General features: G+C 60.4%; 12 protein-coding genes and 1 pseudogene. All 13 read left to right on the top strand.

Annotated elements, in window-relative coordinates; all coding sequences use genetic code 11:
• The 13 genes and pseudogenes from cybH to ald all read left to right on the top strand — a co-directional run bounded on the left by cybH (window position 1) and on the right by ald (window position 11,714).
• Window positions 1–710 (top strand): annotated as a pseudogene (gene cybH / locus XH96_RS33995) (Ni/Fe-hydrogenase, b-type cytochrome subunit).
• 11 nt (window positions 711–721) lie between these two features.
• Window positions 722–1,303, top strand: a complete 582-nt coding sequence (locus XH96_RS33990; RefSeq protein ID WP_092216232.1) for a HyaD/HybD family hydrogenase maturation endopeptidase — start codon at window positions 722–724, stop codon at window positions 1,301–1,303.
• Between the two features lie 16 nt (window positions 1,304–1,319).
• Complete coding sequence (locus XH96_RS33985; protein ID WP_027557843.1) at window positions 1,320–1,610, top strand: HypC/HybG/HupF family hydrogenase formation chaperone; 291 nt, start codon at window positions 1,320–1,322, stop codon at window positions 1,608–1,610.
• Between the two features lie 597 nt (window positions 1,611–2,207).
• The gene (locus tag XH96_RS33980; RefSeq protein ID WP_092216234.1) at window positions 2,208–3,071 is read left to right on the top strand and encodes a hydrogenase expression/formation protein; all 864 of its coding nucleotides are present in this window, start codon (window positions 2,208–2,210) and stop codon (window positions 3,069–3,071) included.
• Window positions 3,072–3,171: 100 nt separating this feature from the next.
• Window positions 3,172–4,266, top strand: coding sequence for a hypothetical protein (locus XH96_RS33975; RefSeq protein WP_194389723.1), 1,095 nt, complete (start codon window positions 3,172–3,174; stop codon window positions 4,264–4,266).
• Entirely contained in the window at window positions 4,259–4,600 is a 342-nt protein-coding gene (gene hypA / locus XH96_RS33970) for a hydrogenase maturation nickel metallochaperone HypA (protein ID WP_092216236.1), read from the top strand. Before XH96_RS33975 ends, hypA begins: the two co-directional genes overlap by 8 nt.
• Complete coding sequence (gene hypB, locus XH96_RS33965) at window positions 4,600–5,556, top strand: hydrogenase nickel incorporation protein HypB (RefSeq protein WP_092216237.1); 957 nt, start codon at window positions 4,600–4,602, stop codon at window positions 5,554–5,556. The genes hypA and hypB overlap by 1 nt, the downstream gene beginning before the upstream one ends.
• Window positions 5,553–7,808: a carbamoyltransferase HypF gene (gene hypF / locus XH96_RS33960; RefSeq protein ID WP_092216238.1), complete on the top strand. Its 2,256-nt coding sequence runs from the start codon at window positions 5,553–5,555 to the stop codon at window positions 7,806–7,808. Before hypB ends, hypF begins: the two co-directional genes overlap by 4 nt.
• Window positions 7,809–7,810: 2 nt before the next feature.
• Complete coding sequence (locus XH96_RS33955) at window positions 7,811–8,044, top strand: HypC/HybG/HupF family hydrogenase formation chaperone (protein ID WP_092216239.1); 234 nt, start codon at window positions 7,811–7,813, stop codon at window positions 8,042–8,044.
• Complete coding sequence (gene hypD / locus XH96_RS33950) at window positions 8,041–9,183, top strand: hydrogenase formation protein HypD (protein WP_194389722.1); 1,143 nt, start codon at window positions 8,041–8,043, stop codon at window positions 9,181–9,183. Before XH96_RS33955 ends, hypD begins: the two co-directional genes overlap by 4 nt.
• A complete protein-coding gene (gene hypE / locus XH96_RS33945) occupies window positions 9,180–10,226 on the top strand; it encodes a hydrogenase expression/formation protein HypE (RefSeq protein ID WP_194389721.1) in 1,047 nt (348 codons plus the stop codon). The genes hypD and hypE overlap by 4 nt, the downstream gene beginning before the upstream one ends.
• Window positions 10,227–10,418: 192 nt before the next feature.
• Window positions 10,419–10,574 (top strand): hypothetical protein, encoded by a 156-nt coding sequence (locus tag XH96_RS33940; protein WP_167380821.1) that lies wholly within the window; start codon window positions 10,419–10,421, stop codon window positions 10,572–10,574.
• A gap of 27 nt (window positions 10,575–10,601) precedes the next feature.
• On the top strand, window positions 10,602–11,714 hold the full coding sequence (gene ald, locus XH96_RS33935; RefSeq protein ID WP_092216242.1) for an alanine dehydrogenase: 1,113 nt from the start codon (window positions 10,602–10,604) through the stop codon (window positions 11,712–11,714).
• Window positions 11,715–12,414: the final 700 nt, after the last annotated feature.

The following is a 12,414-nucleotide window of genomic DNA, read 5'->3' as shown; positions in this document are numbered from 1 at the left end:
ATGCTGGACAGAGCTCGGAAGCTAATTGCCGCCGTCGATGCGGAACCCACTGAACGCAGCATCGGCGCTGCCATTGCTTACGCGCCGGTGCGACTGTGGCATTGCGTTAATGCTGCGGCCATTCTGATGCTGAGTTTAAGCGGCTATGTCATTGGAACCGGGACACCGGCAATGTCGGGAGAGGCAAGCGGCAATTTCCTGTTCGGCTATATCCGCTTTGCTCATCTCTCGGCGGGATATGTGCTCAGTATCGGCTTTCTTCTGCGGATCTACTGGGCGTTAGTCGGAAACGCGTATGCCATGCAGATCTTTTGGGTGCCGCTCTGGCGCAAGTGCTTTTGGCGCGAAGTGTACCACGAGATTCGCCGGTATGCGTTCCTGACAGTTGAGCCCGGGAGGCGCGTCGGGCACAACCGTCTTGCTCAGCTCGCGATGTTCTTCATGTTTACGCAGACAATTACGTTCATGGTCGTCACAGGCTTTGCACTTTATGGGCAAGGTGCCGGCACTGACAGTTGGCAGTACACGCTATTCGGCTGGGTATTTTCAATTTGGCCGAACAGTCAGGACGTCCATACCTGGCATCATCTCGGCCTGTGGGTGATCGTGACGTTTGCGCTGGTCCACATCTACGCGGCCATCCGGGAAGACTAATGTCGCGCCGCAGCATCGCTTCTGTGATATCGGGTGAGTGTGGGTTTCGCGATTGACTGGAAAGCGGATGCAACCGGAAAACAAGAAAAGGATCCTGGTGCTCGGCATCGGCAATATCCTGTGGGCCGATGAGGGATTCGGCGTGCGGGCGGTCGAGGAGTTTCACCGGTACTACGTGATCGATGACAACGTAACGGTCCTCGATGGCGGCACACAGGGACTCTACCTCGTCAGTTTTCTGGAGCAGGCCGATCGCCTGATCGTGTTCGATGCCGTCGACTATGGATTGCTGCCCGGGCAGTTGAAGCTGGTGCGAGATGACGAAGTGCCAAAATTTACCGCCGTCAAGAAGGTGAGCCTACATCAGACCGGCTTTCAGGAGGTCTTGAGTGCGGCCGACCTGCTTGGCCGTCGCCCGCGAGAGCTCGCTCTCATCGGCTGTCAGCCGATGAACCTGGAGCATTGGGGCGGTCCGCTGACCACCCCGGTACGCCTCCAGATTGCGCCTGCGATTAAACTGGCTTGCAAACTCCTGGCGCAGTGGGGCTCGCCGGCAAAGCCGCGGACCGCGCCGCTGCCTGCATCAGAACGGCTGTTGGCAAACAATATCGACCGTGCAAACTATGAGATGGGGGCGCAGCCGATCTAGCGGCCCGCGACTGACCATGTGCCTTGGCCTGCCAATGACGATTGTCGAGACCGACGGCATCGTGGCGCTCTGCAAGTATGGCAATGAACAGCGGCGCGTCTCGGTCATGCTGCTCTCCGACGCCTCGGCCGGCGCCAAGGTGCTCGTTCATATCGATACCGCGGTGCGGCTTTTGGATGAAAATGAAGCAAGGCTGATCTCGGAAGCACTTGAAGGACTTGAGGCCACCCTCAACGGCCAGGACTGCGATCGCTTCTTTGCGGACTTGATCGGTCATGAGCCGCAATTGCCCGAGCACCTACGCTAGCAGTTCCGCTCGCCAGTTGCGCCGATCACGCTTGCTCACAAATCGAATTCCAGTCGCACGTAACCTCGGCATGGAAAATGTCAGGCGCTTCTGATTGGCACGCGCCTTGCTATTACCCTCCTAGCAGAACCGAACAGTATCAGAAAGGCGTGTGATGAAGTTGCAGCCGGCGCAGCATGGTCTGGCGCGGCCCGCTCCGTCCGACGCCGAGCGCGTCAGCGTCGATGCGCGCCTGGTCGCGCATGCTCCCGTGAAAGCGGCCGTGATGCCGCTGCCGGCGGCTGATCCCACATATTTGCTCCGCATCATCCAGGTCGCATTCTTACTTTCTGAGATGGTCAAGACGTTTCGGCGGCGCAGGCAAGGGGCAGTGCCTGCGCGCGCCGTAAGTGGCGAACTGGTTGAGTGGCTCGACCCGCGAGGCCCGTCGACGCCGATCCTCACCCGACGGCACGATACACTCCGCCTGATCGGTAGGAGACCGGTCCGTTTCGTCGCGATGGATCGCGTTTCGGTACCGAGGGTCCGGCCACACGCCGGCAGCGCTTGTGTCGGCAAGTGCATTGCCTCACGATGCAGCCAACGGAACATCGCATTATGAAAACAGCGATCCGCGTTGTATCCGACGTCGCCTACGGGGCGGCGAATGACCTTGCCACCGGCTCTGGAAGTCTCGATGTATTCTACAGCGGGTTAACGAGTGCGAGTGCGCTCGCCAAGCGCGCTTGGCGCGACGGCGACGAGCTTGCAAGGACCTATCCGAATGCCACCGCGCTATTATCAAATGCCGCCGCTGCCGTTGGCAGACAGAAGAGCGGCGCTCGGACACAACTGTACGGACTCGCGAATCTCAGCGATCCCGAGCGCAAGCTGATAGGCGAAGTGCTCGGAGCCGGTGAGGTCGCTGGGGTGGTTGCGCTGCCAGATGGCTCTTTGGCGCAAATCCGTGAGTCCGTGCTTGCAGGAATTTGGCGCGTGCGCATCGGAAGCGAGCCGGCGCGCGAATATCTTGAGGTCGGAGCGATCCCGCAGATTGTCCGGCGCGCCGCAACTGACCTGACGTCCGCCGACCTTGCGATCGGCCCCGCGCCCGACGGCGCGATGAACGTGCAACCGGTCCTCGCCGAAATACGCGAGCGGGCCCGCGTCTGGCGCTTTGGAATGCGCGCGCATATCATCAATCTCACCTTGCTGCCGATGAGCGTTATCGACCTGGCATTCCTGCAGCAAAGCCTGGGGAATGGTCCGGTCCAACTCATCTTCCGCGGCTACAGCACATGCCGAGTGCAGGCGACCGGGATCAGGAACGTCTGGTCGGTCCAGTTCTTCAATTCTACGGACAATATCATCCTTGATACGTTGGAGGTCGGCGGCGTGCCGATGCTAGCGTTGGCCGCCGACGAGGATTTGCAGGACTCTGCCGAGCGCATGCAGGAAATTATTGAGGCGTACTTCACATGAAAAGCTTGGAGAAGGTTCGCCTTCTGGAGGGATCCCATAGACGGAGCGGGCGCGGCGACCGCCGGCATACCTCGCCCAGGATGTTGGTGGAGCGGTGCGCATGAGCCTCGCTGCCGGCAACAAAATCGATGTCACCGTATCGCTAGCTGCCGACATAGTCGCCGCGATCGAGATCCTTCCGCGAGTCAGGCCGCCGCTGGCACGGCTGTTCGCTGGCAAGCAAGTCTCGTCGCTGCTCAAGGTGCTGCCGCGGCTGTTCGCATTGTGTGCCGCTGCACAGCAAACTGCACTGCTGTCCGCGGTCGAGACGGCGCGGGACGAAGTGATCACTCGTACGACAAAACAGAGTCGTATTACGCTTATCGTTATCGAGCGCATCGCGGATTTGCTACGGGCCCTGTTTGTCGGACATCTTACGCAAAACATCGCCAGTGCGGCGGCAATTCGCTCCCTGATGCGGGCAATGTCAGCGCTTCTCGGCAGCGCACAGTCGCCCCGGCACTCCGCTCAATGCGAAGCAACAGCGCGGATTGTGGCTGCGCTGAACGCGCTCGGCATGACGAATGAGGGGGGCGCGGTGAGGTCCGGTAGCCCATTGGCGCTTCGCATTGCAGCGCTTGATGAGATCGACCTTAAGCGAATTCCGGCGGAGCACTCGTTCCTGTCCGTTGCTGACGACCTCAACATCGTTACGCGGCTGCTCGTGGATGGCGCGAGGTTTTGCTATTGTCCGGATCTTGACGGAAACGTGCCCGAGACGGGTCCGTGGGCGCGCCAAATGACGCGTGATCGACTCTCGCCCAGCCCTTCCGGTGCGGCCGAGCGGCTGAGGGCCAGAATTGCTGAAACGCTCCGGTTATGTGCCTGGCTCAAGGCCGGTGCTCAGATTGACTCGGCAGAGCACGGGATTATCGAAAGATACAAGTTAGGGCCGGGCCGTGCGGCGGCCGCGGTCGAATGCGCCAGGGGGCGTCTCTACCACGCGGTTGAGCTCGATCCTCAAGGCCGGATATCCCGCTTCGAATTCCTTGCGCCGACGGAGTGGAACTTCCACCCGTGCGGACCGCTTGTCCGCAGCCTGCAGGGAGCGGTGCTGACGGCTGGACGACGTCGGGATGCAGTCGATGCGGTGATCGCATCGCTGGATCCGTGCGTCGGGTTCACCCTCAATTTTCGCGAAGTTGGCGATGCATGAAATGGCGATTTGTCTCGGCATCATTCAAATCGTCGAGGAGGAGGTACGTCGGCGATCGTTCTCGCGGGTGCGGAGCGTCTGTCTAGAGATGGGAGCGCTGACCCATGCCGCGCCTGAAGCGCTCAGGTTCTGCTTTGCTGTCGTTGCAACGAGGACGGCCGCCGAGGGGGCAGTCCTTAATATCGTCGAACTGCCAGGCGTTGCCTGGTGCATGAGCTGTTCGAAGAGCGTCGAGATTGCGCGACGCGGTGAATGCTGTCCTTGCTGCGGCAGCTATCAGTTGCAGGTAACCGCGGGCGAACAGATGCGCGTGAAAGAGCTGGAGATCGATTGATGTGTACCGTTTGCGGCTGCACCGAAGGGACGCCGTCGACCAAACGCGCCAAGGCGCATGATGCGGAGCGCCATGAGGGATACGATGCCCATATGCAGGGCGATTGCGATCGCCATTGTGCCCGTCCGCATGACGACCAAGGGCGGCAGCGTTCGAACCATGCTGGTGATAGTCATAGTCGCAATCCTCGCTCCGCCCATCACCAGGCTCATGGTGGGCAGGCGCTTCTGAGTGGTGCCGGGCCGGCTGGCTTGAAGGTGGCGGGTATGAGCAGAGAGCGGGTCATTCAGATCGAGCGCGATATTCTTAGCAAGAATAATGGGATTGCGGCGCACAACCGCGCACTCTTTCTCGCCAATGACCTGCTTGTATTTAATCTTTTATCCAGTCCCGGTGCAGGTAAAACGACGCTACTCGTCCGCGCGGCGTCTGAGCTCAAGCGCAGCCGGCCGGTTGGAGTTATCGAGGGCGACCAGCACACCTCGAACGACGCCGAACGCATTCGGGCCGCCGGCGTGCCATCCATTCAAGTTAACACCGGCAAGGGTTGCCATCTCGACGCTGCGATGATTGGCGAGGCTTATCGCCAGTTGCCACTGCTCACGGGTGGTATTCTCTTCATCGAGAACGTCGGTAATCTGATTTGTCCCGCAGCCTTCGATCTTGGCGAGGCCTGCAAGATCGTGCTGCTATCCATTACCGAAGGTGAAGACAAACCGCTCAAATATCCTGATATGTTTGCAGCTTCTTCGCTCATGGTGATCAACAAGATTGATCTGGCCCCGCTGCTTGAGTTCGATTTCGGCAAGACGATCGGATACGCCAGACGAGTCAATCCAAACATCGAGGTGCTTTTAGTTTCGGCTCGTACGGGCGAGGGTCTTGGTGCGCTCTACGCCTGGATCGATAGACGGGCATGGCATCAAAGGCGCGCCGTAGAGGACATAAGGCGATGAGCGCCGCAACCACCTGCGACCGAACGCGACTGCGCGTGCGCGTGGCTGGGGCCGTGCAAGGGGTCGGCTTTCGTCCTTACGTCTATAGACTCGCCGTGCGCTACGGATTGGCTGGGTTTGTCATCAACGGCCCCGAGGGCGTTACGATCGAGGTCGAGGGCAACCGTGCGTCGGACTTTGTAGCAACGTTGCCGCTCGAGGCACCTCCATTGGCACGCATCGACCACATCTGCGTTCGGGAGACGGCGGCGCTCGAGGCGAAAGAATTTTCGATCGGCACGAGTGAAGCCGGCAAATTGTCAACTCAGATCGTCGCTGATGCTGCTGCCTGCCAGCAATGCCTCAGCGAGCTGTTCGATCCAGAAAGTCGGCATTACCTTTACCCCTTCGTCAGTTGCTGCCATTGCGGCCCACGGCACACCATCGCCGAACGGCTTCCGTACGACCGCCGCAACACCGTGATGCGGGCTTTTAGGCTATGCGCTGCCTGCGCGGCCGAATATGCCGATCCGGCGAGCCGCAGGTTCCATGCGGAGGCGATCGCGTGTCCGACATGCGGGCCTCGGCTCAGCCATGGGATCAGCGCCATTGCCGCGGCAATCGCGGGCGGACAAATCGTGGCGATCAAGGGGCTCGGAGGATACCAGCTTCTTTGCGACGCGCGTAACCAGGGTGCCGTGCAGCGTTTGCGCAGGAGAAAGCAGCGCCTTCAGAAGCCCTTCGCGGTTATGGTCGATTCCATAGAGCGGGTCAGCGACATCGCGGAGGCGAATGCGCCCGAGCTTGCGCTGCTCGAATCCGTAGCACGCCCCATCGTCCTTCTGTGTTCGCGCAACAATTTGGCGCCCGCCATAGCTCCTGGCTTATCGCGCGTGGGTGTCATGCTGCCTGTAGCGCCGCTGCATCACCTCATCCTTCATGCGCTTCGCTCGGCAGGGACATGTGCGCGGACCAGCCCGATCATCGTCGCCACCAGCGCCAACCTTTGCGGCGAACCGCTCCTGATCGACAACGCGCAGGCGCTGCAGCGGCTCAAGGGGATCTCCGACCTTATCGTGACCCATGATCGAGATATAGTGACACGTGCTGATGACTCCGTGGTCTCGGTGGTGGCTGGCCGGCCGCGATTCATTCGTCGTGCCCGTGGCTATGTTCCCGAACCGATCAGGCTTGCGAAGTCGGTGCCGTCCGTGCTCGCCGTCGGCGGCGCACTGAAATCGACCGTCACCATCACGCGGGACAACCAAGCGTTCGTCTCCCAGCATATTGGCGATCTGGATACGGCCGAAGGCATCCGCGCATTCGAGGAGACGATCCGACACCTTACATCGAGCCTCGATGTAGAGCCTGTCGCCATGGCCCATGATCTGCATCCTGATATGGCTTCTACCCGGTTTGCGGAAGCCAATGGCCGCGCGCTGGTCGCTGTCCAGCATCACCACGCACACGCTGCCGCAGTGATCGCCGAGCACGGTCATGCGGGACCTGCGCTTGCCCTGGTGCTGGATGGCCATGGCCTTGGCTCCGAGGGCGGTAACTGGGGTGGCGAGCTATTGTTGTGCGAAGGGGCGGGGTGCCAACGCATCGGGCACTTAGCGCCCCTGCAAATGCCCGGTGGAGATCGTGCAGCCCGCGAGCCGTGGCGGATGGCCAGCGCAGTATTACACGGACTCGGTCGGGGTAACGAAATCGGGCTGCGCTTTGCGGCACAACGGCAGGCTGGATGTATGTCGGCGTTGCTCGAACAGCCGGGCGGGGCCACCACGACCAGTGCGGGCCGATTGTTCGACGCCGCAGCGGCGCTGCTGGGGATTGCGAGTTTGCAGAGCTATGAGGGCGAAGCGGCGATGAAGCTCGAGGCGCTGGTGCGGCGGACTGCGATTCTCGAAGCCGGCTGGACGATCGATGGTGGCGTGCTGTCGCTTCGCCCGCTGTTTGCGCGGTTGATTGCAGATGACATTGACGCGGTGGGCGGAGCCGGCCTGTTTCATGGCACTTTCGCCGCCGCCTGCGTTGACTGGGTCGCGCGGTCTGCGCTGACAACTGGCGTTAACACGGTCGTTCTGAGCGGTGGCTGCTTCCTGAACGCGGCGCTGGCGGATGAAATCCCGCGCGGTTGCAGCGCTGCCGGCCTTATCCCGCTCGTGCCACGGCGGGTGCCGCCCAATGATGGCGGTTTGAGCCTTGGCCAGGCCTGGATTGCCGCTCTGCAAATAGCTCAACAGTCGTCCGCCAGGGGAGGATCAGCCTGACTATGTGTCTTTCGGTTCCGGCAAAGATTGCAAAAATTCTTCCCAACGACATGGCCATAGTGTCCATCGACGGCATCAGCCTAGAGATATCGATTGCTCTCGTCGACGAGCTCGAGGTCGGTGATTGCGTCCTTGTCCATGTGGGCTATGCGTTGGCCAAGATCGATCCGGTGGAAGCCGAGCGCACGCTGGAGCTGCTGCAGGAGCTAGGCAGCGCAGGGGAACGCCGATCATGAAATTTGCCGACGAATTTCGCAACAAGGCCATCGCTCAAGGAATTGCGCGTGCGATTGGCGGCGAGGTTAGTTCGCAAAGGGCCTATCGGTTCATGGAGTTCTGCGGCGGGCACACTCATGCGATCTCCCGTTATGGCCTGGAGGATCTGCTGCCCGCGAACGTCCGCATGATCCACGGGCCCGGTTGTCCGGTCTGCGTTCTGCCCGCCAGTCGAATTGATATGGCGATCCGGCTTGTCGACCGACCAGAGGTCACTCTGTGCGTGTACGGCGACCTGATGCGCGCGCCTGGGTCTCAAGGACAGTCCCTGTTGCGAGCTAAAGCGCTCGGCGCCGACATTCGGATGGTCTACTCGACGCTCGATGCTATCAGGCTCGCCGAACAGGCACCGAGCCGCGAGGTGGTCTTCTTTGCCATCGGATTTGAGACTACGACGCCGCCGACGGCGGTGATGATCCGAATTGCCGAGAAGAAGCGGCTGAAGGGCCTCAGCGTGTTCTGCAACCACGTGCTTACACCCTCTGCGATGCACAGCATTCTCGAGAACCCCAAAATCCGCGACACCGGCGGGGTTCCAATTGACGGCTTCATCGGGCCTGCACATGTCAGCACCATTATTGGTACGCAGCCTTACGAGCCCCTGGCAGAACAATTTGGCAAGCCGATCGTGATCGCGGGATTTGAGCCGCTCGATGTGTTGCAGGCTATCCTGATGCTGGTGCGGCAGGTGAACGAAGATCGCAACGAGGTGGAGAACCAGTACAGTCGCGTGGTGACGCGTGAAGGCAATCGGCGTGCCAAAGACGAGGTATCGCAGATATTCGAACTGCGTGCGCAGTTTGAATGGCGTGGGCTCGGACTCGTACCCAACAGCGGACTGAAGCTGAAACCGGCTTACGCGCAATTCGACGCTGAGACGCGTTTTGCGATCCACGACCTGCGTGTCGCAGACAATCCAGCCTGCGAGTGCTGCGCGATTCTGCGTGGCGCCAAGCGGCCAGTCGATTGTAAGCTGTTTGGAACCGTCTGCACGCCGGAAACTCCCATAGGGTCCTGCATGGTATCGTCGGAAGGCGCTTGCGCGGCGTATTGGACCTATGGCCGAGTTCGCGATGAACCGTTGAGGCGGACGTCATGAGCGTAAAGGGCTATCAGCGCAAGCTCGACCTCGAGAACGGACGCGTTGATCTTTCCCACGGATCCGGGGGCCGTGCCATGGCACAGCTGATCTCCGGCCTTTTTCACCAAGCCTTTGGTAATGAATGGCTCGCCCGCTGCAATGATCAGTCAGCGTTTGAGGTTGCGGCGGGCAGAATGGTGATGACGACCGACGGCTATGTGGTCTCGCCGCTGTTCTTTCCCGGCGGCAATATCGGGTCACTGGCTGTGCACGGCACCATCAATGACGTCGCGATGTCCGGCGCGCGTCCCCTCTATCTGTCGGCCAGTTTTATCATCGAGGAAGGCTTCCCGTTTTCTGATCTGAAGGTGATCGCGGATTCGATGGGCTCGGCAGCGCGCAGTGCCGGCGTTCACATCATTACCGGAGACACCAAGGTTGTTGAGCGCGGCAAGGCGGATGGTCTGTTCATCTCTACAACCGGGATCGGGATTGTGGCCGATGAGCTCGATCTCTCCGCCGACAAGGCAAGGGTGGGGGACCGTGTGCTGGTGTCCGGCAGCCTCGGCGATCATGGGGTGACGATCATGTCAAAACGTCAGAACCTCGCTTTTCAGACCGAGGTCGGCTCGGATTCCGCAGCCTTGCATAATCTCGTGGCGGTCATGGTTGCCGCCGGCGGTAGCGGCATCCGGGTGATGCGCGACCCCACGCGGGGTGGGCTTGCCGCGACCCTCAATGAGATTGCGCATCAATCCGAGCTCGGGTTCCGTCTGCACGAAGCATCCATTCCGGTGAAGCCGGCGGTTGCGGCTACCTGCGAACTCCTTGGACTGGATCCCATCCATGTCGCCAATGAAGGCAAGCTCGTTGCCATCGTCGCACCTGATTTGGCTGACGCCGTGCTTGCAGCCATGAAGGCACACCCGCTCGGGTCCGATGCAGCTGATATTGGCGAAGCGGTGGCTGACAATCGGAAATTTGTCCAGATGGCGACCGGTTTCGGCGGTCGACGAATCGTCGACTGGTTGTGGGGCGAACAATTGCCTCGGATCTGTTGACACGCTGCGCATCGTCCAGCTTTTGGAAACCAAGTTTATGATCAATGGTCGTGAGCCATCACCCATCAGCTCTGGAAACCATCCCTTCTATGGGCAATCTGCCCACCGGCAGACTGCGAGTTTGCTCTTTGGGCGTGCTGAATATCCCTTGTTAGTTTTTCCAGGAGCCGAGAACGCAATTCGAAACGATTCATGGCCATCGCGCAGTTTCGACGGTTGCGCAGCGCATGGTCACACGATCCGCTCGGCACCCGTGGGTTTGAAATCCTGCGAACCTTGTCAAATATCGTTGAATTTCTGCGCCATTTTGACGGCTGCGTCGCAGCATCGCCGCTCGCTTCCGATTAGAAAGGCGCTTCAGGCAGGAGTTTTCAAATGAAGGTCGGAGTCCCCAAGGAAATCAAGGTGCACGAATATCGCGTGGGCCTTACCCCGGGAGCTGTCCGCGAATACGTGGCAGCGGGCCACCGCGTGATGATCGAGACCAATGCCGGCGCTGGCATTGGTGCAACCGATGACGATTATCGCATTGTTGGGGGAACGATTCTAACTTCGGCAGCTGAGGTATTCGCATCGAGCGAGATGATCGTAAAGGTTAAGGAACCTCAGCCGTCCGAGTGGTGTCAGCTGCGGGAAAATCAGATCCTGTTCACTTATCTGCATCTGGCCCCCGACCCGGAGCAGGCTAAGGGCCTCCTGAAATCTGGATGCACTGCGATCGCCTACGAGACCGTAACTGATCCGCATGGTGGTCTTCCGCTGCTGGCGCCGATGAGCGAGGTCGCGGGTAGGCTTGCGATCGAAGCGGCGGGCAGCGCCCTGAAGCGGAGTGCAGGCGGACGAGGGCTGTTGATCGGTGGAGTGCCTGGTGTTCAGCCTGCCCGAATCGTGGTGATCGGAGGTGGCGTCGTTGGTACGCACGCGGCACGCATGGCGGTTGGTCTGGGCGCAGAGGTCACCATCATCGACCGTTCGATACTCCGGCTCCGCGAGTTGGACGAGCTATTCGAAGGACGCGCTCGCACTAGGTTTTCGACTATCGACTCTGTGGAGGAAGAGGTATTTGCGGCGGATGTGGTGATTGGTGCGGTGCTCGTTCCAGGTGCGAGCGCGCCGAAGCTGGTCCGCCGGAGCATGCTGAGCTCGATGCGCAAGAGGGCGGTGCTGGTGGACGTCGCTATCGATCAGGGCGGCTGCTTTGAGACATCGCACCCAACCACTCACGCTGATCCTACTTACGAAGTGGATGGCATCATTCATTATTGCGTGGCCAATATGCCCGGGGCCGTGCCGCTGACCTCGAGCCAGGCACTGAACAACGCGACGCTGCCGTTTGGTTTGGCTCTGGCCAACAAGGGCTTTACCGCCGTGCTCGAAAATCCGCATTTGCGCGCAGGTCTCAACGTCCATCGGGGCCGGCTAACTTACGAAGCGGCGGCCGAAAGCCTCGGGCTGCCCTTCTCACCGATCGAACAGGCTGCGGCCTGATCCCAGAGGCCCTTATGGGCATTTCCTCCCTGACTTAGGCCACCCTCCTCCGGGGTGGCTTCTTTTTTTCGGCTCCATCGATCTGCTACCGGCGCCGGCATGCATTTCGAACGTGGAGCGAAGCGAAGGATCGCCAGACGAGCCCCTCGCTTTAGTCCCCGCACGATGCGAGACAATGTACATTCGCCCATATAGCGCATATGAATGCCGGCTTTGCCAGGTAATCCGAGCCAATTGAAAATGCGCCCGTGAGGGCCCGCGATCACCGGCGCGACTTTGTCTGGCTTGATCGCCGCCAATCTGACTGACTGTGGAGACGCCAACCGGGCCGGTGATGACTGCCGCGGGTTATTTACCGTGGTGCTGTCGCCGGCGCCGCCACTGTACCGGTGAGTGGAACCATCAAGAGGCGGCTCGGGGGCGACCCGACACACCGGCGGAGAACTTTTTGAAGTCGCGCGGCGCATCCATCATCGCCGCGGCGCGGCGGCCTTAGCAAGGATTGCAGATCGTTCCCTGGGTTTGGCGAACGCGGTTCACCTGATCGCTGACTGCCGTGAGATGGACCATGCGCAAACCACGGCATCCAGCACAAGCTACTGTCATGCGCTGTGGGATTTGCGACACCGTGTCGAGGCCGCGACTTGCGTTATCAAAAATAGCTCAGGCAAAATCGGGTTAAACTGTTTGGCACAAGACT

Origin of the sequence: Bradyrhizobium sp. CCBAU 51765, assembly GCF_015291725.1 — a bacterium.
Lineage (GTDB): Bacteria > Pseudomonadota > Alphaproteobacteria > Rhizobiales > Xanthobacteraceae > Bradyrhizobium > Bradyrhizobium liaoningense.
The sequence above is the reverse complement of the archived record's forward strand: the minus strand, read 5'-3'. Positions and strand labels throughout refer to the sequence as shown.

Excerpts from the sequence above, each read along its gene's own strand:
- hypE (WP_194389721.1), top strand. The coding sequence starts at position 9,180 with ATGAGCGTAAAGGGCTATCAGCGCAAGCTCGACCTCGAGAACGGACGC.
- hypA (WP_092216236.1), top strand. The coding sequence starts at position 4,259 with ATGCATGAAATGGCGATTTGTCTCGGCATCATTCAAATCGTCGAGGAG.
- XH96_RS33985 (WP_027557843.1), top strand. The coding sequence starts at position 1,320 with ATGTGCCTTGGCCTGCCAATGACGATTGTCGAGACCGACGGCATCGTG.
- hypB (WP_092216237.1), top strand. The coding sequence starts at position 4,600 with ATGTGTACCGTTTGCGGCTGCACCGAAGGGACGCCGTCGACCAAACGC.
- hypD (WP_194389722.1), top strand. The coding sequence starts at position 8,041 with ATGAAATTTGCCGACGAATTTCGCAACAAGGCCATCGCTCAAGGAATT.
- XH96_RS33990 (WP_092216232.1), top strand. The coding sequence starts at position 722 with ATGCAACCGGAAAACAAGAAAAGGATCCTGGTGCTCGGCATCGGCAAT.
- XH96_RS33940 (WP_167380821.1), top strand. The coding sequence starts at position 10,419 with ATGGCCATCGCGCAGTTTCGACGGTTGCGCAGCGCATGGTCACACGAT.
- XH96_RS33975 (WP_194389723.1), top strand. The coding sequence starts at position 3,172 with ATGAGCCTCGCTGCCGGCAACAAAATCGATGTCACCGTATCGCTAGCT.
- hypF (WP_092216238.1), top strand. The coding sequence starts at position 5,553 with ATGAGCGCCGCAACCACCTGCGACCGAACGCGACTGCGCGTGCGCGTG.
- XH96_RS33980 (WP_092216234.1), top strand. The coding sequence starts at position 2,208 with ATGAAAACAGCGATCCGCGTTGTATCCGACGTCGCCTACGGGGCGGCG.
- ald (WP_092216242.1), top strand. The coding sequence starts at position 10,602 with ATGAAGGTCGGAGTCCCCAAGGAAATCAAGGTGCACGAATATCGCGTG.
- XH96_RS33955 (WP_092216239.1), top strand. The coding sequence starts at position 7,811 with ATGTGTCTTTCGGTTCCGGCAAAGATTGCAAAAATTCTTCCCAACGAC.